Origin of the sequence: Arthrobacter nitrophenolicus (assembly GCF_000332815.1) — a bacterium.
In the GTDB taxonomy this organism is placed as follows: domain Bacteria; phylum Actinomycetota; class Actinomycetes; order Actinomycetales; family Micrococcaceae; genus Arthrobacter; species Arthrobacter nitrophenolicus.
Map to the genome: position 1 here is coordinate 18,329 of NZ_AOFD01000003.1, position 23,827 is coordinate 42,155.

The following is a 23,827-nucleotide window of genomic DNA, read 5'->3' on the forward strand; positions in this document are numbered from 1 at the left end:
GCGGCCGGCACCGGTACACAGGTGCCGGCCGCGGTGGTCTTACTTGAGGAGGTCCTCGATCTGCTTCTTGCGTCGGCGAGGAGGGTGGCGGAGTCACCGCCGGCAACGGCCTTCTGCAGCATGGGCACCAGGACGGTGTCCACAATCTGCTGCCACTTCTCGGTGGCAGGGCGGGTGGCGGTGGCTTCCCCGTTGAGGGTTTCGATCAGCGGCTTGAAGCTCTCGTAGCCTTCCTTGTCCTGGTACTTCTCGAACGCGGAGATGCGGGAGGCCAGGCCCAGGCTGGATTCGATGCCCTTGTCGTTGTAGTCGTAGGCGCACTTCACGAACTTCTTGGCCGCCTCGGTGTTCTTGGTGGCCTTCGGCACCGTGAGGTACCAGGGGCCGGGAACGCCGCCGACGCCGGCGGATCCGGCGATCATGGGGGCTGTGCCCACCTTGCCCGCCACCGGGGAGTCCTTGGGGATCTGCCGGTAGGCGTGGGCCCAGAACCGGGTCATGGCGTCTGGCCCTGGTTGAACAGGTTCTGCGCTGCGGCCCAGTCCACCTGGGCTGCGCCGGAGGGAGCGTACTTGGCCAGGCCCACGTAGAAGTCCAGGGCTTCCTTGTGCGCGGCGTTGTCGATGACCACCTTGTCGCCGTCCAGGACCATGGGCGAGCCGGCCTGCAGGACGTGGGCCAGCCATTCGGTTTCCACGCCGCCCTTGACGTCCGTGCCGTACATGCCGTCCTTGGTGAAGAACTCGGAGATGTCCTGGTACTGCTCCCAGGTGGTGGGGGCAGCCAGTTCATAGCCGTACTTGGCCTGGAAGTCGGCCTTGTTCTTGGCGTCCTCGAACAGGTCCTTGCGGTACAGGATGATTTCGGCGTTGGTCCAGGCGGGCAGGCCCACGAAGTGCCCGTCCACGTTGGCTTCCTTGACCAGGGCCGGGAAGATGTCCTTCTTGGCCTCGTCCGTGAAGATCTCGTCAATGGGCTGGAGGGCGTCCTTGAAGCTGGGCAGCCACACGGAGTCCAGGGCGGCCACGTCGAAGGAGACATTGCCGGAGGAGAATTCGCTGGAAAGGCGGTTGAACATGCCGTCGTAGGGCAGTTCGACGAAGTTGGCGCTGACGCCTGTTTCGGTCTTGCACTGTTCGGCAACGCCGGTCAGCTCGGCGTGGCCGCCGGCTTCGACCAGGACGTTGACGGTGTTGGTGCCGGCGCTTCCGGTAGACGTGGCCGGGCCTCCTGCGCCGCACGCCGAGGCGGACAGTGCGACGGCGGTGCAGATGCCGCCGACGGCGAGCCTGCTGATGAATGTACGAGTGGACATCGCTGTCGACTCACTTTCTCTTGAACGGAATGGTGAGAGTGACTCGGTCTGAAAAATCGTTTTGCCAAAACGACTTGGCATTCACCATAGGCCTGCTTGCGATCGAGTGTCAAGGGTCACCGCTGTGCCAAAAAGCGAAAGAAATTTTGGCGTTGACAGCCGCAGCCCCGCCCTCCTAGCCTCGAGGCATCCGGCCAACCAAATCGTTTTGGCTTGCGTCTGAAGATTTCCGCTCTATGGGGAGCAGGGACCTCTTCTACGTATCGGCGCATACTTGGCGGCCCCCAAGATCCCGCAGCCCTGTGCTGTAAAGAGCCATGCCTTGCGGTGCCGGATAGACCACACGTTCCACTGTGCATTGAGGAGAAAAGCGTTGACTGACAAAAATTCGGCAGTGGTGGATCCAAGCCGGCGCAGGCTGTTGGGCGCTGGCGCTGTTGCCACCCTTACCGGAGCGCTGGCCTTCGGCGCTACAGCACCGGCACACGCCGCGGACAGCCCGGAAGAAACGAATATCTACGACGTCACGTCCTGGAAGATCAAGGGCCGGCCCGGGGTGACGGCGAAGGTGGACATCGGTGCGGTGATCAATGACATCATCGCGGACATCAAGAGGCGCCAGACCACCGCCGACACCAGGCCGGGTGCCGTCATCACCATTCCCCCGGGCGACTACGATCTTCGGACGCAGGTGGTGGTGGACATCAGCTACCTGACCATTGCCGGCTTTGGGCACGGGTTTTTCTCCCGCAGCATCAAGGACAATGCGGACACGTCCGGCTGGCTCGAGCTGCAGCCCGGCGGCAGCCACATCCGTGTGCTCACCCCGCCAACGGCACCGCAGGCGTTCCTGGTCCGCCGGGCGGGGAGTCCGCGCCTGTCAGGAGTTGTTTTCCGCGACTTCTGCCTTGATGGCGTGGGGTTCCCGCCGGACGGCAACAGCTACCGGAACGGCAGGACCGGCATTGAAGTCGCCTCGGACAACGACTCCTTCCACATCACTGGCATGGGCTTTGTTTACCTTGAGCACGCACTCATAGTCCGTGGGGCCGACGCCCTGCGTGTCCACGACAACATGATTGCCGAATGCGGCAACTGCGTTGAACTTACCGGCGCCGGGCAGGCGACGATCGTCAGCGACAACCTCATGGGGGCCGGTCCGGAGGGGGCCACCCTGCTGGCGGAGAACCACGAGGGCCTGCTCATCACCGGCAACAACCTGTTCCCCCGGGGCAGGAGCCTGGTCGAGCTGACCGGCTGCAACAGGTGCTCGGTGACCGCGAACAGGTTTCAGGGCTTCTTCCCCGGAATGATGCGGCTCACCAACAACTGCAAGGAAAACCTGGTCACAGGCAACCACTTCCGGCGCGGGATGGAAGGCTTCCCGCCGTTCCTTGGAGTATCCAACGGCCTGGACGATCTGTACGGCGTGGTTCACATCGCGGGAGACAACAACCTCTTCTCCAACAACCTCATCGCCTACGACGTCGCGCCGGACAGGATCGTACCGCCGAACGCCCAGCCCACGATGGTCCTCATCGCCGGGGGCGACAGCAACGTGGTGGCCACGAACCATGTTGTGAGCAACGTCGAGGCGCAGCACGTCGTTTTGGACACTTCCACGGTCCGCTCGAAGGTACTCGACAGCGGCCCCGCGTCCAGGGTCACGTCCTACAGCGCGGATACCGCCATCCGGCCTACGCCCTAGGAGGGAAACACCTTGCCAGAAGGCCGCATGCCGGGCAAGGGGAAAGCCCCTCCTAGGAGGGGCTTTCAACGTAGTGGTCAATTGTCATTCGGTAATCATCAGCGGTGATGCACTCCCCCTTCCCGGACGCCCCCGGCGCCCATCCGGACTATGACACGAACGATGTTAATGACACCGGACCGGGCGCGTAAAGGGGTTTGGGAGAGAAACTTCACCGGAAGTTCGCCCTCGCGATTTCTTCCGTTACCCGGCGGGCGCGCGGGGTCCCGTGAAGGAACCGGTCAGTGGCGGGCCTTTGCACGGATCACTCCGGCTGCCAGGAGACCGGCAGCCCCGAGTGAGGCCAGCATGCTGCCAAGGGCTACAACGTATTCAGTAAGCGTCATTGCTTCCACTCCCCTTCGAACCCGAACTGCCTGATGGGCCCAAGCTACGCCGGGCACGTCAAGGAAGCCCGAAGGATCGCCGAGGCTTGGGTCAAGATCTCTGCAACGGAAGAGGACCGAGGAGGGATCAGCCCAACTGTAAACTGGCGAAGGCTGCGCGAAACGTTCGCGTAAACGATTCCCTGAGGACGGCGACGATGACGACGATGGTAAAAGTGGCCAAGCTTGCCGGCGTTTCCATCTCCACCGTTTCACACGTCCTCAACGGCACCCGCCACGTCAACGACGAGACACGGCAGAAGGTCCTCAAGGCCATCGAGGAGACCTCCTACCGCCAGGACGCGCTCGCCCGCGCCATGCGCCGCAACCGCACAGACAGCATCGGACTGATAGTGTCCGACGGCGGCGAGCCGGCTTTCGCGGAAATGATCCGCGGGGTTGAGGAGACAGCCGCCAAGCAGGGCGTCACGCTGCTTCTCGCCAACTCGGCAGAGGATCCACGGCGTGAGGCCCGCGCCGTTCAGGCCCTCCTGGAACGCCGGGTGGACGGAATCATCCTGGCACGCGCCGCCGGGTCAGGCCCAGAAGCCCTTGCCGACTTCGCGGGACAGGGCACTCCCCTGGTGCTCATGGACCGGCTTTCCGAGGATCCGTTCGACCAGGTGGGCGTCGAAAACCGGGCGCCCGTCAAGGAACTGGTGCAGCATCTGACCGGGCAGGGGCACGAACGGATCCTGCTGGTGGCCGGCGACACCCGCGTGGCCACCCTGCGGGAACGGCACGAGGCGTTCACCGACGCCATGGAGTCGGCAGGCGTCCCGGCGGCCAAGCAGCTGGTAGTCATCGCCGAAAGCGCCAAGAAGACTGACGCCGGCATCCGGGCAGCGCTGTCCAGGTCCACGCCGCCCACCGCCGTCATTGCCTGCAGCACGGTCCTCGCGGCCGCAGCCCTCCGGCAGATCCAGCAGCGCGGGCTCCGGCTGCCGGACGACCTCGCCTTCGCCGCCTTCGACGGCTTCGCTTATGCGGACCTGTTCGAGCCCCAGCTCACCACCGTCCGCCAGCCGGCGTTCCAGGTCGGTGCCACGGCGGCGGAGCTGTTAGCCAAGCGGATCGCGGACAAGGGTGCCGAACCTTCCGTGGTTCGCCTCGCGCCGACCATCGAATACCGCGCTTCCACCGGGACAACACCAACCGCCTGACCGAGAACGCAACCATTTCCTGACGCGCGCTCACTTGTGGTTGCTCTCAAGGCGACCCCAGCTCACCTGTGGCGGCCTCTCCCTCAACACTGGCTCGGCGAGGAAAACATGCGCCGGGATTACAGCCGTAACCAGTGAACGGGCGGCGGGGAAAAGACCGTAATAAGTGACCGGGCGTCGCAGGTGGAAAAAGAATCTTACGTGACCCATTGCACATCGAAACGTTTGTCTCTACTATCGAAACGTTCGCGCAAACGTTTTGCTGAAGGAGTCGCAGTGGCCACCATCGTCGATGTCGCAACGCTGGCAGGCGTCTCGACGTCCACTGTGTCGCACGTCCTCAACGAAACCCGGCACGTCGAACCCGAGACCAAGGCCCGCGTCATGCAGGCCGTGCAGGCCACGGGTTATCGGCGGGACGTTCTGGCCCGTTCCATGCGCCGGGCCCGGACCGATTCCATCGGCCTGGTGGTCTCAGACGCCGGTGAGCCGGCCTTCGCGGACATGGTCCACGGCGTGGAAGAGGCTGCCGCGCAGAACGGGGTGTCCCTGCTGCTGGCCAACTCGGCGGAAGATCCCGCCCGGGAAACCTCGGCAGTCGAAGCGCTGCTGGACCGCAGGGTGGACGGTCTGATCATCGCCCGGGCCGCCGGGTCAGACGGGAAACTGCTGGACCGCATCAGGGAGGAACAGAAGCCCCTGGTCCTGCTGGACCGGCTGGAGGAACTGGGCGGGGAACACGGCAACGTGGACCAGGTGGGGGTCAACAACCACGCCGCCATGGAGGCCCTCGTCGGCCACCTGGCAGGCCGCGGCCATGAACGGATCCTGCTGGTCTCCGGCGACCTTCGGGTCTCCTCCCTCCGGGAGCGCCAGGACGGCTTCCGGAAGGCGATGGCCAACCGCGGCCTGGACGTCCCGCCGTCGCTGCTCTGCGAGGGCACGGTCACGGCGGCAGAGACCTTCCAGAAGGTCCGGCCCCTGATCAAGGGTTCCGCGGAACGTCCGACGGCGGTCCTCGCCTGCAGCACGCTGCTGGCGGCGGGTGCGCTGCGGGCAGTCCAGAAGGAAGGGCTGCGGGTTCCTGATGACATGGCCTTCGCCGCGTTCGACGGCTTCACCTACTCGGACCTGTTCCACCCGCAGATCACCACCGTCCGCCAGCCCGCCTTCCGGCTGGGCGAAAGCGCCGTCGGACTCCTGCTGAAAAGGATCGAGCACCCAGGCGCACCCACCACCATCATCCGGCTCGATTCCGAGCTCGAGTTCCGAAGATCCACCGGCTAGAACGCCACCCAACCCGGCATCACCCGTTTTCGCATCCCACACCATGCCCCTCCCCAGGGCGACGCCATGCAAAGGAGCATCACATGAGAAAAACAGTCCGCACCACCCTCGCCTCGGCAGCCGCCGCGGCCCTGCTGGCCATCACCGGCTGCGCGGGCGGCGCCGAATCGACAGCCCCCGCCGCCGACGGCCCCTACACCGCCCCGGCCAAGGACGTCACCGCCACCATCTCGGTGTCCAACTGGGGCGATCCCGGAGACAAGGCCGTGTACGACAGCGTGGCCGAACGCTTCAAGGAGAAGTACCCGAACGTCACGGTGAACAACAACTTCACCCCCATCACCACCTGGACCGAGTACGTCAACAAGCTCGCCACCCAGGCCGCGGCAGGCCAGGCACCGGACGTCATCAACATCGCCACCGAGGGTGTGGAACTGGGCCTGGCCAACGAGCTCTTCACCCCGCTGGACGGTTTCCTGAAGAACGATCCCGAGGCAAAGGAGCTCCGCGAGGATATCGACCCCAAACTGCTTGAAGGCTTCAGCAAGGACGGCTCCACGTACCTGATGCCGAACACCTTCAACACCATGGTGATCTACTACAACACCAAGATGTTCGAAGCCGCCGGCATTGAACGGCCCAGCGACGACTGGACCTGGGACGAGTTCCTGGAGGTCTCCAAGAAACTCACCACCGGCGAGGGGGCGGACAAGGTGTACGGGTTCGCCATGCCGTACTACTCCTTCGGCATTACCCCGTGGCTGTACTCCAACGGAACGTCCGTGATGAGCGAGGACCTGAAGACGGCGCAGCTCACCGACGAAAAGGTCAAGGAAACCGTGGGCTGGGTCCGCGACCTGGTCACCGAGCACGGCGTCTCCCCGCAGCCCAAGGGAGCGGACCCGTACCAGCTCTTCCCCGCCGGGAAGGCGGCCATGACCGGCGCCGGCCACTTCGTCACCGGCGGCTTCGAAAAAGCCGGCTTCAGCGACTACGACATCCTGCCCTGGCCGCAGCAGTCCACCAAGTCCACCGTGTTCGGCGCCGGCGCATTCGCTGTGTCAAAGGCCTCCAAGAACCCGGAACTGTCCTGGGAGTTCATCAAGATGCTCACGGACCAGCAGACCCAGAAGCAGTGGGCCGATGCAGGTGCGGCCGTCCCGTCCACCAAGACCGCCGCCTCCGCTCCGGAGTTCCTGAAGCACCCCGAGCACGCCGAAGAGTTCTACAACTCGCTGTCCTACGCCAAGCCGGTGGCCGCACCGGGCGTGTACAACGTGCTGGACCCGGCCTTCATGCGGGCCATGGACGAGATCATGTCCGGCCAGGACATCGGCGCGTCGCTGGAGAAGGCGCAAAAGGATGTTGAGGAGGCGTTGCAGCAGTGACCCTCACAGCCCCCGCAGTAAAGCAGCCGCCCGCGCCCCTGAAGGGGCGCGGGGGCCGCCCCGGGCACCAGGGCGCGGCCCGCCGTCGGGAAGCCCTCACGGGTTACCTGTTCACGGCGCCCACCGTGATCGGCTTCCTGGTCTTCGTCCTCGGCCCGCTCATCGCCGCCCTGTACCTCAGCCTCACCAAGTACAACATCCTCACCGCACCCAAGTTCGTTGGCCTGGACAACTACGCCCGGATGTTCCGGGACGAACGCCTGGCCACGACGTACGGCAACACCGTCCTCTACGTCGCGGCCGCCGTCGTCCTCATCAACGGCTTCGCCCTCCTGTTCGCCGTCCTGATCAACCAGCGGCTCCCCCGGGCACTGACCTACGTGTTCCGCTCCGCCTACTTCTTCCCCTACCTGGTGGCGCTGGTATACGTGTCCATCATCTGGCAGGCGCTGTTCCAGAAGGACACGGGCATCCTGAACTACTACCTGACGGCCATGGGCGGCGAGCGCATCGACTGGCTCAACAGCTCCGAGTTCTCCAAGGTCTCCGTGATCATCGTGGACACCTGGCGGAACGTCGGGTTCGCCATGCTGATCTTCGTCGCCGCCCTGCAGGAAGTGCCCAAGGACATGGTGGAGGCCGCCCGGATGGACGGCGCCAACGAGTGGCAGGTCTTCCGCCGGATCGTGCTGCCGATGATCAGCCAGGCCACGTTCTTCAACATCACCATCACCATCATCGGCGCGTTCCAGATCTACGAATCCATCATCGTCCTCACCCGCGGCGGCCCCGGCGACGCCAGCCGCAGCGTGGTGATGTACATCGCCGAGGTGGCGTTCAACAAGTTCGACATGGGATACGCCTCAGCCATCGCGGTCACCCTGTTCCTGATCATCATGCTGGTGACGATCGTCCAGTTCCGCCTCCGAAAGTCATGGGTCAACAATGAGTAACCTAAACGTCCCGGTCCTGCCGCCCCGCCAGCGCCGGAAAAGGCGTACGACGGCGGCCCGGCGTCGGGAAGTCCGTGTCCGTTGCGCTGCTGGTCATCGGAGCCGTGGGCATGATTGCGCCGTTCCTGTGGATGTTCACCACGTCCCTGCGGGACGCCAGCCACGCGTACGACCTGCCCCCGCAGTGGCTGCCCACCGAATGGGACTGGTCCAACTACGCCGGCGCGGTCAGCGGGCCCGTCCCCATTTTGCGGAACATGCTCAACAGCGCCGTCATCGCTATCGCCGTGAGCGTGGGCATGATCATCACCGCGCCGATGGCCGGCTACGCGTTCGCCAAACTGCAGTTTCCCGGCCGCAACTCCATCTTCGTGGGGCTGCTGTCCTCCCTGATGGTGCCGGCGCAGGTGACCATCATCCCGCTGTTCCTGCTGATGCGGACGTTCGGCCTGCTGGACAACCCGCTGAGCCTGATCCTGCCCGGCATCACCGGCGCGCTGGGTGTCTTCCTGCTCCGCCAGTTCTTCCTGGGCCTGCCCCAGGAGATCATCGACGCCGCCCGGATGGACGGCGCCACGGCATGGCAGACCTACCGGCTGATCGCGCTGCCGCTGGCCAAGAACGCCGTCAGCACCCTGGGCGTCATCACGTTCCTGGGCAGCTGGAACGCCTACTTCGCCCCGTCCATCTTCCTCAACAGCACGGACACCGCCACCCTCCCGCTGGGCCTGGTGCTCATGCTCGGCCCCTACGGCGCCGGGAACGTGGCCCAGGTGATGGCGGCAACCACCATCGCCATCGCCCCCGCACTGATCGTCTTCCTTGTGGCCCAGCGCTGGATCATCGCCAGCCTCACCCAGTCGGCCGTCAAGGGCTAACCACCAACCTCCTGAAAGGCACCACCATGGCACCATCGCCGCGCTCCGGCCTGCTCTCCAGCCTCACCAAGCTCTCCACCGCCCGCACCGCCCGCGCGTCCAGCTGGGACCAGACCGGCCGCAACCGGGACAACTGGATCATCATGCCCGGCGAGGAACGCGTCCTCGCTGACCTCGAAGGCCCCGGCGCCATCACCCACATCTGGATGACACAGTCCTGCCGGATCCAGCCCGGCCCCGGCCAGATCTCCCCCGAACTGGTGGGCGTGCCCATGCTGGAGATCCACAACGCCCTGGGCGTCAGCTGGGAGGTGGTGGACCCGGACTATTACCGCAAGATCGTCCTGAAAATGTACTGGGATGACCAGGACACGCCCAGCGTCGTCGCCCCGCTGGGCGACTTCTTCGGCCTGCTGAACTCGCTGTCCGGCTCCTACGATTCCCTGCCGCTGTCCGTCTCCGCCAAGGAGCCGGAGCTGAACACCTTCGGCGGCAGCGCGGCGTTCAACAGCTACTTCGAGATGCCGTTCAACTCCCGCGCCCGGATCGTCGTCGAAAACCAGAACGACATCCCCTACCTGCAGTACTTCTACATCGACTACGAGCTCTACACCGAGCCGCTGCCGGAGGACACGGCCTACTTCCACGCGCACTGGCGGCGGCAGAAGCCCAACGCCGGCTGGGGACCGGACCTGCAGACCAACAGCATCGAGGTGGCCATCCCCAACCTCACCGGCGAGGACAACTACGTGGTCCTGGAAACAGAGGGGCAGGGCCACTACGTGGGCTGCAACCTGGCGGTCCGGCACTTCCAGGGCTCCTGGTGGGGTGAGGGTGACGACATGATCTTCATCGACGACGACACCTGGCCGCCCAGCCTGCACGGCACCGGCATGGAGGACTACTTCGGCCACGCCTGGGGCATGCAGCACAACGCCTTCCTGATGAACGGCACCATGGTCCACGAGGAGAACGTGCCCGGGTTCCACCACAGCTACCGGTTCCACATGACGGACCCCATCCGGTTCCAGAAGCGGATCAAGGTCACCTTCGAGCACGGCCACGCCAACCACCTCTCGGACGACTGGTCCTCCACCGCCTACTGGTACCAGACGCTGCCCTCCCCCGTCCTGGACATCGACCCCGTGGAGGAGCGGCTGCCGCTGCGTCCCCGCGACCAGGTGGAGGAGCTTCCGCTGCCGGAGCTCAGTCCTGCCCAGCAGGCCGCCCGGGCTGCCTCCGCCGAGCGGATGAAGAAGTTCACCGAGGCCCGGGATGCCGTCCGCAACGAGCGCCGCGCCGAAATCGACGCATGGGAAAAGGCCAACGCAGAGCAGGCCCGGGACGTGCGGCAGCGGTTCCTCGCCGCCAGCAGCGTCCCGGTCGGAGGTGGAGTCCGGTGATCGAGCCTGTCGAAACTGAGCCTGTAGGAACCCCGCGGCCCGCCCTCCACTTCACTGCCGCCGAAGGCTGGATCAACGATCCGCTCGGCGTCACATGGAGGGACGGCCAGTACCACCTCTTCTACCAGTACGTCCCCGGCCGCACCACGTGGGGGCCCAACTGCCACTGGGGCCACGCCACCTCCCCGGACATGATTGCCTGGACCGAGCAGGGCGTCGCGGTCGCACCCGGTGACGGGGACGACGGCGTGTGGTCGGGGTCCATCGTCACGGACGCCGGCGGCGCGGCCACCATGTTCTACACCTCGGTTACACAGCCGGACATCGGCATCGGGACCGTCCGCACCGCTACCCCGGACGACTCCTCTTGGAACACCTGGACCAAGGGCGGCAAGCTGATGACCGCGCCGGACGCGGGCGTTGTGGCCTACCGCGACCCGTTCGTGTTCCGCGACGGCGGGCGGTGGCGGATGTTTGTCGGCGCCGGTTTGGAGGGCGGCACGGCTGCCGCCGTGTCCTACAGTTCCCCGGACCTCGCGGAGTGGACGCTGGACGGGATCGCCGCGCAGCGTTCCGGCACCGAAACCGGTCCCGTGTGGACGGGCACCATGTGGGAATGCCCCCAGCTGTTCGAGATTGATGGCTCGCACGTACTGGTCACCTCCATCTGGGAGGACGACGTGCTCCACTACGTGGCCTACGGGGTGGGCAGCTACGCCGACGGAAAGTTCACGGCCCGCTCCTGGGGGCAGCTCAGCCACGGCAAGAGCTACTACGCACCGTCCTTCTTCCGGGACAAGGACGGGACGCCGTCGCTGGTCTTCTGGGTCCGCGGCGTGCTGGACCCCGACGGGTCGTGGGCCAGCGCGCTCAGTATCCCGCATACGCTCACGCTGGACGGTGACACCCTTGTGGCCACGCCGCACGCCGACCTGGACGCCTACGCGCGGCCCGGGCTGCTTGAGCAGACCGGCGCGGGCACCTTTGAGGCAGTGCTCGACGGCGGCGCGGACCTGCGCCTGTCCGCCGCCTCCGGGACGGTTATCACGGTGGCAACCCTGGACGGCACCCTGGCCACGCTCCGCCACGGCGGGGACGGACTCCTTGCGAGCGCCCCCGGGAACAGGGACTTTCCGGACGCGTTGCTGCCTGCGGCGCAGGGCTCGGAACTGCGGCTGGTCATCGACGCCGGCGTGCTGGAAATTTCCGGTCGCCAGGGCATCATGGCCGTCCCGCTTCCAGTCACCGGTGCCCCGGTTACGGTCACTGTTACCGGCGCAACCGAAGCCCCTGCCCTCCGGTGGCTGGGCCCGTCGGCAGCCGTGGCGGCGGAAGCTGCCGGGATTGGCCACGCCCTGCCGTGACATCCCGGTCCGAGTGAAAGGGGGCTCCCCATCCCATCCGGAACGGGGTGTGTCCACGAATCCCTTCGGAGCACCGGTTCCAGGGGTGCCGCTCCCAGCAGCTGTGAAAGGACACCGTGATGCCTGACCTGCAAGCCCTCGCCCTCGTCTGCACCCTCACCCCATCGCCGGAGCCGTCCAGCAGTGAAGTGATGGCCCGGCACATCCTGGACGAATTCGAGCACCAGGCGTCCAGGTGTCCTCGGTCCGGGTGGTGGACCACAACGTGAAGCGCGGGGTCCAGGTGGACATGGGCGAGGGCGACGAGTGGCCGCAGCTGCGGGAGCGGATCCTCGCCTCGGACATCATCCTGCTGGCCACACCGATCTGGATGGGCCATCCGGCCAGCGTGGCGCAGCAGGTCCTGGAACGGCTGGACGCGGACCTGTCCGAAATGGATGACCAGGGCCGCCCGGTCATGTACGGGAAGGTGGCGACGGTCGCCGTCGTTGGAAACGAGGACGGCGCGCATAAGAGCGTGGCGGACATGATGCAGGGCCTGAACGACGTCGGCTTCAGCATCCCGGCGCAGGGCGGCACCTACTGGGTGGGCGAAGCCATGCAGACGGTGGACTTCAAGGACCTGGACGAGGTGCCGGACGCCGTCGCCACCGCCAATGCAGCCCTCGCCCGCAACGCCGCGCACCTTGCCTGGCTGCTGCGGCGGCAGGAGTATCCGGCCAAATAGGGGTCCGGACGCGGGGACCGGGTGTTTCTTCGGCCAAAGCTGCGCAGATCCTGCGCCGATTTGGTCCGGAGAGCCCCCGGGGATCCGGACACTTAACAAGGGGGTCTTTCCGTCCGGCCCTTGTCCTCTGCAGCGGCCGCATTTTCCCTTCCCCCGGGCCGGCCGCTGCCGGATCCCGTTGGAGGGTTTATGAAGCTACTCAGAACACTGGTCTCCGTGCTGGCCCTGCTGGCGGGCGGCACGGCGTGGATTGCCACGCCGGTCCACGCCGCCACCGCCATCGTCACCCTGAGCCCGGACGCCGGCCCCGCCGGCACGTCCGTCACCGTGACCGGCACGGGCTTCCCGAAGAAGAGTTCGGGAACCATCAGCGCAGGCACGGCCACGGCCGCGTTCAAAACCAGCGCGTCCGGCTACTTCACCGCGGAGCTGGTCATGCCGCCGGCGGACGGACCTGCGCTTGCGGTCCGCGCCACCTCGGGCACGGCGAGCGCCGCCGCCACGTTCACCTACACCTACAGCTCCCCCTCCGTCACCGAGGAGGACCCGAACCTGGCGCCGGCCCCCGCCCCGGCTCCCGCGGCCCCGGCGCCGGCCGTCCTGCGGTTCGGCGTGGGCACCCCGGGAGGCCCGCTCGCCTCCGCGGATCTCGACGCCGTGACAGCCTGGCGGGCGAGGCGCCGTCGATCATCCTGTCCTACAAGGACTTCAACCAGGCCGCGCCGATCAGCGAGCTCGAGGCCGTCCGCGGCCGCGGCGCGCAGACGCTGCTCACCTGGGAACCGTGGACGTGGGGCGGCGGCACCGAGCAGCCCGCCTACTCGCTGGACCGGATTGCCGCCGGCGACTTCGACCCCTACCTCCGGCAGTGGGGCCAGGCCCTGGCCGGCTGGGGGCATCCGGTGATGCTCCGGTTCGGGCATGAAATGAACGGCAACTGGTACCCGTGGTCTGAGCAGATCAACGGCAACGGCAGCGGCGACTATGTTGCGGCCTGGCGCCATGTCCACGACGTGGTCGCGTCCACGGGCGCCACCAACATCACCTGGGTGTGGAACCCCAACGTCCCCTACTGGGGCTCCATCCCGCTGTCCGGCCTCTACCCGGGGAATGCGTACGTGGATGCGGTGGCCCTGGACGGCTACAACTGGGGCACCTCCGCGTCCTGGAGCAACTGGCAGTCGCCGTCCCAGCTCTTCGGCGACGGCCTCGCCCAGCTGCGGACCCTGGCCCCCGGCAAGCAGATCCTGATCGCCGAGACTGCCTCCGCCGAGCAGGGCGGCTCCAAGGCCGACTGGAACACCGCGCTCATCAGCTACCTCGCGGCCCAGCCGGACATCACCGCCATCACCTGGTTCCACTTCAACAAGGAAACCGACTGGCGGATCAACAGCAGCACGGCGTCCGCGCAGGCCTTCGCCGCGGCCCTCGCCGCCCGGCCCAGGTAGCATGCGCGGTGACCTACGACGCGGGACGCGCCCGCCGTCGTACGTCACCTTCCCCGTCGGCCGGCTTGTGAAAACCTGATCAAGCCTTGACCGTTTCTTGATGGCAAGTGCGCCGCTCCTTGAGGATGACGGTCCAAAGTAATCCTTGAAAGGCGGCGGCGCATGGGGGTGCAGCTGGAGCTGGGTCCAGTCGTACCGCAGCCTTGAGTCGGGAAACCGACGGTTTCAGCGCTTGGCGGTGTTGAGTAACCAGCACCGCCAAGCGAATTCCCGCCGGAGGCTCCCGCAAATAAGTGAGTGTTGACTCCCCCTGCCGGACAGGTTGAAGCTTTGGGGATGCCGCGAGAACCCGAAGCGCTCCTGGCCCTGACAGACCGGCTCGCCGAGCGCTTTCCTGAACACCAGCGCTCAATTATCGAGCAGGTGGTTGCCGAGGAGCATGCGCGGTTCGACGACGGCCCCATCCGTGACTACGTGCCCGTCCTGGTGGAACGGGCCGCCAAGCTGCGCCTCAGCCATGCTGGGCCTCCCTTGGGAAGCCGCGAAAACCAGAATGCGTGACTTTTAGGCCAGCACTTCCCGTCACGCCCCCGAACTTCGGGCAGCCGCCGCCACCCCGCCGCCTGTAAGTGACGCATTTCGGTCACCGTTGTCCGGTGGGAAGCCAAGCGATAGCATGCTCGCGGGGAGAGGGCCTGGTCTCACGACGAGTTAGGGGCCCACCATGACCGACTTTTTTACCATGCAGCCCGGCGAGACCGCCGCTCCCCTTCCCCCGGGGCCGGTCCTGTGCGGCGGGTCAGCGGCGATGCGGCGGATCCACCGGTTCTTCCTGTGGGCGTACAGCGAGGCGCCGGGCCTGGTCCGCTCCGTCAACGCCGGAGACACCGCCCGTGCAGCGTATGTGGGCGAGGTCCTGGGCAACTTCGACAAGGTGCTGCACATCCACCACGAGGGCGAGGACCTGCTGATGTATCCGCAGCTGGAGCAACGGGCCCCGGCGTGCGTGCTGCATGTGGCGCAGATGCTCGAGCAGCACCGGCAGGTCACCCAGCGGCTAGAGGCCATCGAGCCGCTGCGCCTGCGCTGGATGGAGACGGCGGACGCTGCAGCGGGCAACGAGCTCGCTTCGCTCTATGAGGACCTAGCCGCCGTCCTGAATGTGCACCTGCGACGCGAGGTCACCGAGGTGATGCCCGTTGCCGACCGGGTGATGACCGAGGAAGAGAGCAAGGCCATCGGGCAGCACGGGGTCAAGCAGTTCGACAAGAAGTTCATGGTTGCCTATTTGGGAATGGTGCTGGCCACAAATCCGCCCGCGGACCGCAAGGAACTGTTCAACGAAATCCCCGCACCGGTCCGCCTCGCGTACAAACTCGTGGGGCGCCGAATGTACCGGAAGCAGTACGCAACGCTCTTCCCGGGACGGCCGATCCCCGAGACGCTTTAGCCGCACAGGCTCCTGGCCGTCTGAAGGATGGCGTCCTCCATTTCGGGGACAAGCGGAGGCGCATCTGCGACTTTCAGTTCCCGGGGCGGGAGCACCGTGGCCATCGTTACCTGCTGCCGGCCGTCCTCGGAGACAATGGACTGGACACTGTACGGTCCGCCCCCGCCGGACATGATGACGTGGCGGCTGCCGGGGCAGATGTCATCGCTCGGCCGGATGCCGCCCAAGGAGGACGGCTCAGCCTCTATCATGCTGGTCCACGTCGCCTCGCTGAGGAGTTGCCCGGTGGTGAGGGCCGCCAGGAACTTGGCGAGGTCCTCCACTGTTGAGATGACTCCGGAATCGGCTGACCCCGCAACGGCGTCAACCCGGGTGAAGTCGCGCCTGTTTCCATCCTCCTCCAGCACATACCCGTGAAGCATCGGCTCCGGAGGTTGTCCCGGGGAGGCAAGCCTAGTGCTGCCCATTCCTGCAGGTTCAAAGACGTCCCCGGCGAGGATCTCCGCAAGCGGCCGATTGTGTTTGCGTTCCAGCAGCCAGCCCAGCACCTCCCAGTCCGTGGCGGACCACACGAAGTAGGACACCGGCCCGGGCGGCAGGTCGACCCCCGCGGCAATGCGGAGCCTTTCCTCGAAGGTCAAGGCACGCGTCTGGAGGTCATCGAGAGTCCTTGCCTCAATCAGGGGCGGAAAGTAGTCGGGCAGCCCGGAGGTGCTGCCCAGCAGGTCCCGCACCGTGACACGGTCCCAGGCCGGGAAAATGGTGGTGAACTCAGGCAGGTGGGTGGAAACGGGGTCGTCCAGGCGCACCGTGCCGGCCCCCACCAGCTTCATCATGGACACGGCCACCATTGGTGTCCCGGCGCCGATGATCCATATCTTGTCCGTTGCGACGGCTTTCCTGTTGGTCTCCAGGTCGTTGACGCCGGTTGCCCTCAGCTCCTCACGGTCGCCGTCCCGCACATGGAAGACCACGGCAGGCGCTCCATTGGCGAGGGCATCCTCGGTAAAGGCCTCCAGCTGCGGGGCAAGCTTCATTGCTGGCGTGGTGGCGTTTTCATCCGGGGTACCGAAGGTGCATCCGGCTAGCGTGAGTGACAGGGCCTGGATCGCAGCACGGCTTTTCATTCGGGTGCGGTGCCGTAGGGGTTGCCCGGACGGTCGCGTGCGTCGAGATGCCCGGACCAGTCTTGGCTGCGGCGATCGTACTTGCCGCACCTGGTGCAGCGCCGGCGGTAGCCGCCGTCGGGCTGCCTCTCAGCCAGCCAGTGGTGACCTACATTCAACCTGCACAACAAGGCCTGGATCACCGCTGCTCCTCTCCGAGAACGCGCCGTCCAACCACTTTCAATCATGTTCTCCCGCCACTCCTCCAACCCAGGGCTTTGAATCTTGATGAATTCTTGACGGTTTCTGGGCCGGTTCTTGAGTTGTGGAGTGCACAGTGATGCGTGAAGGGCTGCCTGCGGGGCCAACAGCCCTTTCGATGACTGAAACAGACTCGGGGCCGGTGACGGAGGCGGCGGATCAGCGTGGATCCGCAAAAAAGTCACCGGTCCCCTCATCTTTAGACCACTCGGTCCGGACACGTGCTATTCGAGCAAAGCACAGATGTCCGTCACTTCTCCCGTCCCGCTGAATACCCTTTCTTCGGTTCCATCAGCCTTAAGGGCAAAGTTAAAGTTGCCCTCCAGCAGGAAGATGCCCGGCTCGTCAGATTGTGATTCGCGCGGATTGAGGACGATATTCAATCCGGTGACGGTGACTTCGGTTGTACCATCATCCTCAACCTGGGCATGGGTGGAACCAGTAATGAGGAACGTTTCCGATTCCCCGGTCCTCAGGTTTGTGATGGTTACTTCCTGCCCCGGTGAGGCGATGAAGATCCGGTCCCCGGGAAGTTCAATCAATTTGGACTTGCCCGTCACCACCAATTGGACCGGGTAGCTGCAAAGCTGGTTGGGTTTATAGGTGAGTTCCAGGAGGACATCATCAACTGGTGCAGCGGCCACGGGACCCGCACCGGCGATTACCGCAAAAAAGAAGGCACAGAAAACTAACAGTTTCTTCATCAGAAACTCCATTCAATAAATCAGTTGGGCGCACGGCGCATAGCCGCGGAGATGCGCACAACGGAGAACGCTGGATGCTCGGCATTGAATGTTCAGCATCGGCGGGATCACCGCAATCGGTGAGTCCGCCGACGTATTGCGGAAAAGGCGCAGACCGTCCTTTTGCCCGCATTATTTCTTACCAGTGAGTAAGTGCGGCTGCTGTATCGCTGTTCGCGATTAGTGGTGGCAGGATATTAACTCCCTGGTTCCAGGGTTGTGAAGCAAGAACTGGCAAATAGGGGAGGCAGGGAAAAAAGTAGGGGGCACCTAACCTCATTATCCGCCTCCAGCTTCATTCCCGCCGCTTTCCGCCAGTCCCGCGGTCCGCCAGCCGGGGCGCTGAGGCTGCGTCGTCCGCGAGCCGCAAGGATGCTGGCGGCGGTCATTCCCGGTCCGGCTGCCGGAGCAGCTGCCTGTCACCTGCTGACCACCGCGGGCGCGCGTTCTGTGCGGAGCGGGTACGGGGAAGGTACGACGGCGGGTTCCAGCTTCTCGTTGGCCCAGCGCCGGAGCGGGCGCTCCACCAGGCGGAAGGACGCCCAGGCGAACAGCACGGTCAGGGCCGCCGAGAGCGTGATGCGGAGCGGCAGGTCCTGGACCAGCGGCATCAGCAGCAGGTACACGGGAATGTGCCAGAGGTACATGCCGTAGGAGAGGTCCCGGCCGGGTCCGGCAAGCCAGGGGTGGCTGAGGAACCGGGACATGGACCCGGCGGGCTGCAGGACAAGGGCGCCGAGCAGCACAGCTGTCAGCAGGGAGAGCACCGTGGGGCCAAGGGTCCAGAAGGCGCTGAACCACAGGCCCGGCGTGTGCGGTTCCTCCAGCAGGAACAGGGCGGCCAGCAGGATGAGGGCGGCCGGCAGTGCGGCCCGGCGGGACACCGCCTGCAGGGAACCGTGGGCCCGCGAACCCGGCCTGATGCAGGTCAGCAGCAGGGCCAGCGCGCACCCGATCAGGAGTTCATCGGCCCGGGTGTCCGGCCCGTTGTACAGCCGGCCCAGCGGCGCACCGGCCATGACCAGGACGAACCGCTCCAGCAGGAAGGCCGCGGCCAGGCCGGCGGTGGCCCACGCAACGGTGCGGACCCGCCAGAACCGCAGCATCACCAGCAGGAGCAGCGGCCACACCAGGTAGAACTGTTCCTCCACCGCGAGGGTCCAGGTGGGGCCGAGGGTTTCACCGGTAATGGAGTTGCCGAACATGCCGAAGTGCGCCAGGTTCATGACGTAGCCGGCCGCCGGCAGGACGAACTCCGCCTGCCCGCCCCAGCCCGAGTCGGGAAAGACGAAGCCCACCGTGAGGATCACTGCGCACAGGGCCAGCAGCGCCGGCCAGAGCCGGGCCAGCCGCTTGGCGTAGAAGACACCCAGCCGCAGCCCGCCCGTTGCCTGCCACTCCTTCATGATCAGCAGGGTGATCACGAAGCCGCTCAGGGTGAAGAAGACGTCCACCCCGATGAATCCCCCGGGCATCTGTTCGGTCGCTGTATGAAAGAAGAAGACGCCCGCCACCGCGATGGTGCGGAGCCCGTCCAAGGCATGCTTGCGCCCCGAAATCAGCCCGCCTTCCGGGCTCGAGGGACGTTCCAAAACTGACGAATTTCCGCTGCTAGACCTAAAAACCACTAAGCAAGCATATATAACGTTTCGGTAACCGCGCTGAATGAAGTCTGGGCGCAGGCTGGGAATAGACCCCCGAACGCACGACGGCGGCGCGTCTGGCCGCCGTCGCTGCTCCGTGGGCCGGGGTGATTTCCGCGGCCGGTTCCCGTGCCTTAACGGTTGACGTAACCTGCCGCGCAGGCTGCGTCCGCGGCCGGGGTGCCGTAAACGTAGAGCGCAATGTTTTCGCCCGCCCGGCCCTGGTGCACCAGCACGTGGAGCGGATGCGTCCGGTTCGCCGCTTGCGCGATGTCCACATTCGGGTTGTGGTCGAAGACGGCGTCCGGGAGGTCGACTCTCTCCTCCCCTGCGCCTTCCGCCATCACCACGCATTCGCCGTTGCCGACTACCTTGGCGTGGGTGTGGTCCGCGACCGCGGCGCCGGAGGAAGCAAGAAGCAGCAGCGCTGCCGCAGCTGACGCCGCCCCTACCGTACCGAGTGTCCTGGTGGTTTTCATGGCCATTCCTTTCGACGTGACAGGCACCATCGTGGCCACAGGAGACCCGCCCGTCAATGGGCAACCGCCCGGCTGGTCAGGCGTCCGGCGGCAGGTTCCTGCATGAGCCTCCGAGCCCTGCTACCAGCCCGGCGTTCGTGGCCACCGACGCTGCTTTGGATGTCCACCCGAAACGCTTCATCACGATGGAAAGTTGAAGTTCCGTGCCGAGGCCCAGCAGTCCACCCAACAGGTTGACCGGAACATCAGTCACGTATCCGCCTGCTGCGGTCCCCGTGGTCTCCGCGGTAAGGGAGAAGCCTGTCAGGGGCGCCAGCGCAGAACCCAGGCCGCTCGTGGAAGCCTGCAGTTCGGCGTCGGCCACCGAGTATCCCTCAGGTGCTTTCCAGAGAATCCGGACATAGGCTCCCAGCCCGAGAAGGTTTGGTTCGTAGCTGCACTGCCCGTTCAGGGTGGGAGCCGGGATGGTCGTGGCGGCAAAGCTCCCCGATGACCGCTCGGCGTCCTGCCATGCGGCGTCGGTGACAGCAGGAGGAGTCGATGCCTGCAGCAGCAGTGCGGGCACCAGGGCGCCCAGCACCGCCAGCCGCATCGTCGAGAACTTTTTCATGCTGCAGCCCGGAGTCGGGACAGGCTAACGCCAACAGCCACAGCCAGGAGTCCCAGCAACGCATAACCGCCCAGCCTCGCCCCGGTGTCGGCAAGGCTGCCCGGCGGCGTCCCGCCCGGCTGCTGGTCGGGGTCGCCGGCGGGCCCGGTGCCGGCGTCGTCCCCCGAACCGTAGACACCAACCAGGATCCGGGTCCTGGTTCCCTGGACTTCCCGCGGCACGTCCTCTGCCAGCGTTGCTGTCAAGAGAACATGAGCCCCGTCAGACAGCGCATTGCCCGGCTCCATCAGGTCCGCCCGCAATCCCTCGGCAGCGTTCAACGCCGTGCGGGGCACCAGCACCCTGGGCCCGGATTCACAAACGTCCAGCACCCACGGCTGGGCGCAGGCCCGGAGTTCCACGGTCAGGAACCCCCGCAGCACGTCAGGAGCGCCGGGCTCCGGCTGCAACTCCACGTCCAGGGCGGTGGCCGGCTCGCCCCGGACGACGACGTCCACCGGCCAGTGCGCACTTCCGCCCGGCGTCAGGCGGTGGACGGAGCTGGCGGCGCCTGCGTTGAGTTCCAGCCACCCGGACGGCTCTGACGCAGACGCTGGCGCGCTCAAACCCAGCAATGCGGAAGCCAGGAGCAGCCCCGGCACTATGCCCCGGCTACGCCGCCACATGCCCGCCCGCTTTCTCCCGCGGCCACAGAACCCACGTCACCAAGGCGGATACGCCAAGCGTCGTGCCACCCAGGACCAACGGATTCGCGGCTGCCGCAACCGGATAGGCGAGCCCCGGCACGGACCACAAGACCAGCCGCACCCGGTCCACCTGATACGGCGCCGGGTCCGCGGCCAGGTTGGCGTCGCCCTTCATGGTGATCACCCGTGCAGTGCCCTCCCCCGGCTCCACTGACTGGACCCGGTGCGTGGTGGGCAGCCTGCCCGGCCGGTCCACCGTCACAACATCCCCGATCCTGATCTCCCCGGCCGGTATCTCCCGTACCACCGCCAGCGACCCCGCGGGGATGCCGGGAGCCATGGACCCCGTCTTGAACAGGACCAGGGAAATGTTGAAAAGCACGGCGCAGAGCACCACGATGATGCACACAGCGCCCCCGGCGGCGGCGACATTCAGCAGTGTTTCCCGGACGCGGCCCGCAAACGATTGCCGGGTCATGAGCTGGAGGTGGCAGTGAACTGCCAGGTCGCCGTCGCCGTCTGGCCCTGCAGGGCGTTACTTGCGCCTTCGGGCAGCGTGACCTCAAAGCAGAATTGGGTGGGCTCCCCCGGCAGCGCGGCTGACGCGGCCGCCAGGGGATTTACGACGCCGGCAGCCTGGCCCGCCGTGAACGGCTTGGCTCCGTCGCTGCCCACCACGAAAGCAGGTGCCCCCGTAAACGACGACGCCCCACATGTGGCAGCACGGACCACCCGGTAGCGAAGGGCCGCCCCCAGGTCCGACTCCCCCGTTCCGCTGCTGCTGACAGATGGAGCACCCAGGACCACCTCACCCGCCACAGAGCCCGGCTTGGTCCTGATGGCGAACGGCGCGTACACCACCGCTCCCGGACTCATGGAAGCCGCTTCAAACACCAGCGTGCCGGGTGACTGCTCGTTGCTGCTCCACGGACCCGAGGCGTCGTAAGGCTTGGTGACGTTGGATTCGGTCTGGAAGGAACTTGCCCCGAACGAGCCGGCTGCGTACTCGGTGTCCGTCCATGACGCCAGCGTTACCGAACTGCCCAGCCCCAGGACCAGCGCCCCTGCCAGCAGGGCCCGGACGCGCAGTAGTGCCGTCCGGCGCTCCGTCATGGCCTCTCGTTCATGCATTGTTTTACGACTGGGCGGAGAATTCCCACAGTGCCGTATTTGTCGCCCCTTGCACCAGGTCCGTGTCCGCCGTCACCTGGAAGCAGAGGTAGAAAGGGGTGCCAGCATCGGTCCCGGTTCCCTGCGTCAACGGGAAGGTGATGCCAGCAGGTGTCGTCCCCACGTCCTGCCCAGGAAGCACAAGGGTGTCGAGGACAGTTCCACCGCATCCGAAGGTGTTGGTCCTGGTCACCGAGTAGGTCAGGCCGGCAACGGGAGCGGGCGTTGGGGTGGAAAGTGTGACGGTGGTGTCATAGCTGGTCGCTGCGTTCAACCGGACAGCAAAAGGCGTTGAAACAACATTCCCCGGGGACATGTTGTCGGTGCTGGGAATGAAGGCGAGCTGCTTGGGCGAAGCAGGATCGTTGTTACTTGAGTACGCAGTTCCGTCTGTGCTGCCTTCCAGGTTGAAGGCGCCGGCGGTGAATGTTCCCTGCGCGAATTCGGAGTCGTTCCAGGCGGCCAGCGTGACGGCGGCGCCGATTCCGAGAACCAAGCCACCTGCCAGGACAGCGCGGATCTTCGGTGCTTTGCGCGGATGCTGTTCTGATTTCTGTGGCGATTCGGCGACTGCGGTCATGACTTCCCCCAAAGTAGTTGTGATTGCCGGTCCGAGATGACCGGCGCAGAAGAAACAGGGGGAAGCATGATGCTTTCCCCCAAAAGCATCAGTACTTACTAATCCATCATTTGACCTGCGGAAATGTCAATTCGGTGGGGTTATTGGGTGAGGGCGGCCCAGGACTCGAGGAACTTTTCGGCAATGTGGGCATGGCCGGCGGAGTTCGGGTGGGCGCCGTCGAAGTCGAACCCCGGGCTGTTGGCAGGAGTGAACCAGCCGGCGTCGATGGCGTCCACAAACGGGGCGCCGGCGGCCTCGGCTCCGGCGCGGACTGCGGTGTTCGTGGCGCGGAGCTCCTCCCCCAGCGGCTGGGGTGCCGACGGTCCCAGCACCACCACCTGGACCCCGGGCCAGAACCGGCGCGCCGCCAAAACGGTCTGGGTGGTGGCGGCCTTGACCTCCTCGGCGTTGGGGAGCTGCGCGTCGTTCTGGCCGCCCTGCAGGATAAGGACGTTGGGGACGAAGGACGGGGTGGCGGCGATCTGCTGCAGCCGGAGTTCGTACTCGCCGCCCAGTTCATCCTGCGCGCCGCCGCCCCAGGCGAACCCGGTGCCGCCCACGCCGTCGATGTTGGTGGGGTACCCCAGCGCATTGGCAACCAGGTAGGCCCACCCCTGGTCCGGCGAATCGGCGCCGTCACCGGCCGTGTAGGAGTCGCCCAGGATCAGGACCACAGGTTCGGCCGGCAGCTCGATTCCAGCTGGCGGGGCGGTTGCAGTTGCCGTGGAAGCGGGGGTGGCGGTGGCGGTGGGAACCGCCGGAGCGCTCGGGGAAGCAGTGGCTGCGGGTGTGGCCACCTGGACGCTGGCAGGAAGGGGCTCCGCGGCCCCGCCCAGTCCACCCGGGTTCATCAGCGCGAGCGCCGCCACCCCGAAGGCAAGGACCGCCAGCACCGCGAGTGCAGCGTACTTCATCCAGTCCTGCATGCGCCCGCCGTTTCTCATCACGCGGCACATCCTACCGGTCCGGCGCCGCCGCCCCCGTGAGGGCGGCGCCGG

At 66.0% G+C, this 23,827-nt stretch carries 24 protein-coding genes and 1 pseudogene; 14 read left to right on the forward strand and 11 right to left on the reverse strand.

What is annotated here, in order from left to right; all coding sequences use genetic code 11:
- Positions 1–39 precede the first annotated feature (39 nt).
- A pseudogene (locus G205_RS23895) lies at positions 40–1,315 on the reverse strand (ABC transporter substrate-binding protein).
- Between the two features lie 373 nt (positions 1,316–1,688).
- On the opposite strand from G205_RS23895, the gene G205_RS01350 reads away from it, so the two are divergent.
- From G205_RS01350 to G205_RS01405, 14 genes are all read left to right on the forward strand, one after another.
- The gene (locus G205_RS01350) at positions 1,689–3,023 is read left to right on the forward strand and encodes a NosD domain-containing protein (RefSeq protein ID WP_009356375.1); all 1,335 of its coding nucleotides are present in this window, start codon (positions 1,689–1,691) and stop codon (positions 3,021–3,023) included.
- A gap of 583 nt (positions 3,024–3,606) precedes the next feature.
- Complete coding sequence (locus G205_RS01355; RefSeq protein ID WP_009356376.1) at positions 3,607–4,611, forward strand: LacI family DNA-binding transcriptional regulator; 1,005 nt, start codon at positions 3,607–3,609, stop codon at positions 4,609–4,611.
- 276 nt (positions 4,612–4,887) lie between these two features.
- Positions 4,888–5,898 carry a LacI family DNA-binding transcriptional regulator gene (locus tag G205_RS01360; protein ID WP_009356377.1) on the forward strand — a complete coding sequence of 337 codons (1,011 nt, stop codon included), beginning with the start codon at positions 4,888–4,890 and terminating at the stop codon, positions 5,896–5,898.
- An 83-nt stretch (positions 5,899–5,981) separates the two neighbouring features.
- On the forward strand, positions 5,982–7,286 hold the full coding sequence (locus G205_RS01365; RefSeq protein WP_009356378.1) for an ABC transporter substrate-binding protein: 1,305 nt from the start codon (positions 5,982–5,984) through the stop codon (positions 7,284–7,286).
- Complete coding sequence (locus G205_RS01370; RefSeq protein WP_009356379.1) at positions 7,283–8,239, forward strand: carbohydrate ABC transporter permease; 957 nt, start codon at positions 7,283–7,285, stop codon at positions 8,237–8,239. Before G205_RS01365 ends, G205_RS01370 begins: the two co-directional genes overlap by 4 nt.
- 74 nt (positions 8,240–8,313) lie before the next feature.
- Positions 8,314–9,117, forward strand: a complete 804-nt coding sequence (locus tag G205_RS01375; protein ID WP_009356380.1) for a carbohydrate ABC transporter permease — start codon at positions 8,314–8,316, stop codon at positions 9,115–9,117.
- A gap of 26 nt (positions 9,118–9,143) precedes the next feature.
- Positions 9,144–10,520, forward strand: coding sequence for a glycoside hydrolase family 172 protein (locus G205_RS01380; protein WP_009356381.1), 1,377 nt, complete (start codon positions 9,144–9,146; stop codon positions 10,518–10,520).
- The gene (locus tag G205_RS01385) at positions 10,517–11,884 is read left to right on the forward strand and encodes a glycoside hydrolase family 32 protein (RefSeq protein ID WP_009356382.1); all 1,368 of its coding nucleotides are present in this window, start codon (positions 10,517–10,519) and stop codon (positions 11,882–11,884) included. Before G205_RS01380 ends, G205_RS01385 begins: the two co-directional genes overlap by 4 nt.
- A gap of 119 nt (positions 11,885–12,003) precedes the next feature.
- On the forward strand, positions 12,004–12,153 hold the full coding sequence (locus tag G205_RS23900; protein WP_420874302.1) for a hypothetical protein: 150 nt from the start codon (positions 12,004–12,006) through the stop codon (positions 12,151–12,153).
- Entirely contained in the window at positions 12,120–12,611 is a 492-nt protein-coding gene (locus tag G205_RS01390) for a flavodoxin family protein (protein WP_009356383.1), read from the forward strand. Before G205_RS23900 ends, G205_RS01390 begins: the two co-directional genes overlap by 34 nt.
- Before the next feature lie 189 nt (positions 12,612–12,800).
- Positions 12,801–13,517, forward strand: coding sequence for an IPT/TIG domain-containing protein (locus tag G205_RS23620; protein ID WP_338058358.1), 717 nt, complete (start codon positions 12,801–12,803; stop codon positions 13,515–13,517).
- Entirely contained in the window at positions 13,517–14,059 is a 543-nt protein-coding gene (locus G205_RS23625) for a glycoside hydrolase family 26 protein (RefSeq protein WP_338058359.1), read from the forward strand. The genes G205_RS23620 and G205_RS23625 overlap by 1 nt, the downstream gene beginning before the upstream one ends.
- A 336-nt stretch (positions 14,060–14,395) precedes the next feature.
- Positions 14,396–14,620 carry a three-helix bundle dimerization domain-containing protein gene (locus G205_RS01400; protein ID WP_009356384.1) on the forward strand — a complete coding sequence of 75 codons (225 nt, stop codon included), beginning with the start codon at positions 14,396–14,398 and terminating at the stop codon, positions 14,618–14,620.
- Between the two features lie 163 nt (positions 14,621–14,783).
- Positions 14,784–15,509 (forward strand): hemerythrin domain-containing protein, encoded by a 726-nt coding sequence (locus tag G205_RS01405; RefSeq protein ID WP_009356385.1) that lies wholly within the window; start codon positions 14,784–14,786, stop codon positions 15,507–15,509.
- Here G205_RS01405 and G205_RS01410 read toward each other — a convergent pair.
- From G205_RS01410 to G205_RS01455, 10 genes are all read right to left on the reverse strand, one after another.
- The gene (locus tag G205_RS01410; RefSeq protein ID WP_152419502.1) at positions 15,506–16,546 is read right to left on the reverse strand and encodes a serine hydrolase domain-containing protein; all 1,041 of its coding nucleotides are present in this window, start codon (positions 16,544–16,546) and stop codon (positions 15,506–15,508) included. The genes G205_RS01405 and G205_RS01410 overlap by 4 nt on opposite strands.
- Before the next feature lie 554 nt (positions 16,547–17,100).
- Positions 17,101–17,580, reverse strand: coding sequence for a hypothetical protein (locus G205_RS01415; RefSeq protein WP_009356387.1), 480 nt, complete (start codon positions 17,578–17,580; stop codon positions 17,101–17,103).
- A 458-nt stretch (positions 17,581–18,038) separates the two neighbouring features.
- Positions 18,039–19,211, reverse strand: a complete 1,173-nt coding sequence (locus G205_RS01420; RefSeq protein ID WP_052013984.1) for an acyltransferase family protein — start codon at positions 19,209–19,211, stop codon at positions 18,039–18,041.
- Positions 19,212–19,396: 185 nt separating this feature from the next.
- Positions 19,397–19,741: a hypothetical protein gene (locus G205_RS01425; RefSeq protein ID WP_009356389.1), complete on the reverse strand. Its 345-nt coding sequence runs from the start codon at positions 19,739–19,741 to the stop codon at positions 19,397–19,399.
- A 76-nt stretch (positions 19,742–19,817) separates the two neighbouring features.
- The gene (locus tag G205_RS01430; RefSeq protein ID WP_152419488.1) at positions 19,818–20,351 is read right to left on the reverse strand and encodes a hypothetical protein; all 534 of its coding nucleotides are present in this window, start codon (positions 20,349–20,351) and stop codon (positions 19,818–19,820) included.
- The gene (locus tag G205_RS01435) at positions 20,348–20,956 is read right to left on the reverse strand and encodes a hypothetical protein (RefSeq protein WP_152419489.1); all 609 of its coding nucleotides are present in this window, start codon (positions 20,954–20,956) and stop codon (positions 20,348–20,350) included. The genes G205_RS01430 and G205_RS01435 overlap by 4 nt, the downstream gene beginning before the upstream one ends.
- Before the next feature lie 46 nt (positions 20,957–21,002).
- Complete coding sequence (locus G205_RS01440; RefSeq protein WP_009356392.1) at positions 21,003–21,515, reverse strand: signal peptidase I; 513 nt, start codon at positions 21,513–21,515, stop codon at positions 21,003–21,005.
- Positions 21,512–22,168 (reverse strand): SipW-dependent-type signal peptide-containing protein, encoded by a 657-nt coding sequence (locus tag G205_RS01445; protein ID WP_083874981.1) that lies wholly within the window; start codon positions 22,166–22,168, stop codon positions 21,512–21,514. Before G205_RS01445 ends, G205_RS01440 begins: the two co-directional genes overlap by 4 nt.
- Before the next feature lie 4 nt (positions 22,169–22,172).
- A complete protein-coding gene (locus G205_RS01450) occupies positions 22,173–22,787 on the reverse strand; it encodes a SipW-dependent-type signal peptide-containing protein (protein WP_009356394.1) in 615 nt (204 codons plus the stop codon).
- 140 nt (positions 22,788–22,927) lie between these two features.
- Complete coding sequence (locus G205_RS01455; RefSeq protein WP_009356395.1) at positions 22,928–23,773, reverse strand: SGNH/GDSL hydrolase family protein; 846 nt, start codon at positions 23,771–23,773, stop codon at positions 22,928–22,930.
- Positions 23,774–23,827: the final 54 nt, after the last annotated feature.

Bases quoted from the DNA above. Each gene is read 5' to 3' on its own strand.
- G205_RS01450 (WP_009356394.1), bottom strand. From the start codon at position 22,787: ATGACCGCAGTCGCCGAATCGCCACAGAAATCAGAACAGCATCCGCGC.
- G205_RS23620 (WP_338058358.1), top strand. From the start codon at position 12,801: ATGAAGCTACTCAGAACACTGGTCTCCGTGCTGGCCCTGCTGGCGGGC.
- G205_RS23625 (WP_338058359.1), top strand. From the start codon at position 13,517: ATGCTCCGGTTCGGGCATGAAATGAACGGCAACTGGTACCCGTGGTCT.
- G205_RS01415 (WP_009356387.1), bottom strand. From the start codon at position 17,580: ATGAAGAAACTGTTAGTTTTCTGTGCCTTCTTTTTTGCGGTAATCGCC.
- G205_RS01440 (WP_009356392.1), bottom strand. From the start codon at position 21,515: ATGACCCGGCAATCGTTTGCGGGCCGCGTCCGGGAAACACTGCTGAAT.
- G205_RS01355 (WP_009356376.1), top strand. From the start codon at position 3,607: ATGACGACGATGGTAAAAGTGGCCAAGCTTGCCGGCGTTTCCATCTCC.
- G205_RS01445 (WP_083874981.1), bottom strand. From the start codon at position 22,168: ATGCATGAACGAGAGGCCATGACGGAGCGCCGGACGGCACTACTGCGC.
- G205_RS23900 (WP_420874302.1), top strand. From the start codon at position 12,004: ATGCCTGACCTGCAAGCCCTCGCCCTCGTCTGCACCCTCACCCCATCG.
- G205_RS01380 (WP_009356381.1), top strand. From the start codon at position 9,144: ATGGCACCATCGCCGCGCTCCGGCCTGCTCTCCAGCCTCACCAAGCTC.
- G205_RS01425 (WP_009356389.1), bottom strand. From the start codon at position 19,741: ATGAAAACCACCAGGACACTCGGTACGGTAGGGGCGGCGTCAGCTGCG.
- G205_RS01410 (WP_152419502.1), bottom strand. From the start codon at position 16,546: ATGAAGCTTGCCCCGCAGCTGGAGGCCTTTACCGAGGATGCCCTCGCC.
- G205_RS01430 (WP_152419488.1), bottom strand. From the start codon at position 20,351: ATGAAAAAGTTCTCGACGATGCGGCTGGCGGTGCTGGGCGCCCTGGTG.
- G205_RS01405 (WP_009356385.1), top strand. From the start codon at position 14,784: ATGACCGACTTTTTTACCATGCAGCCCGGCGAGACCGCCGCTCCCCTT.
- G205_RS01455 (WP_009356395.1), bottom strand. From the start codon at position 23,773: ATGAGAAACGGCGGGCGCATGCAGGACTGGATGAAGTACGCTGCACTC.
- G205_RS01365 (WP_009356378.1), top strand. From the start codon at position 5,982: ATGAGAAAAACAGTCCGCACCACCCTCGCCTCGGCAGCCGCCGCGGCC.
- G205_RS01400 (WP_009356384.1), top strand. From the start codon at position 14,396: ATGCCGCGAGAACCCGAAGCGCTCCTGGCCCTGACAGACCGGCTCGCC.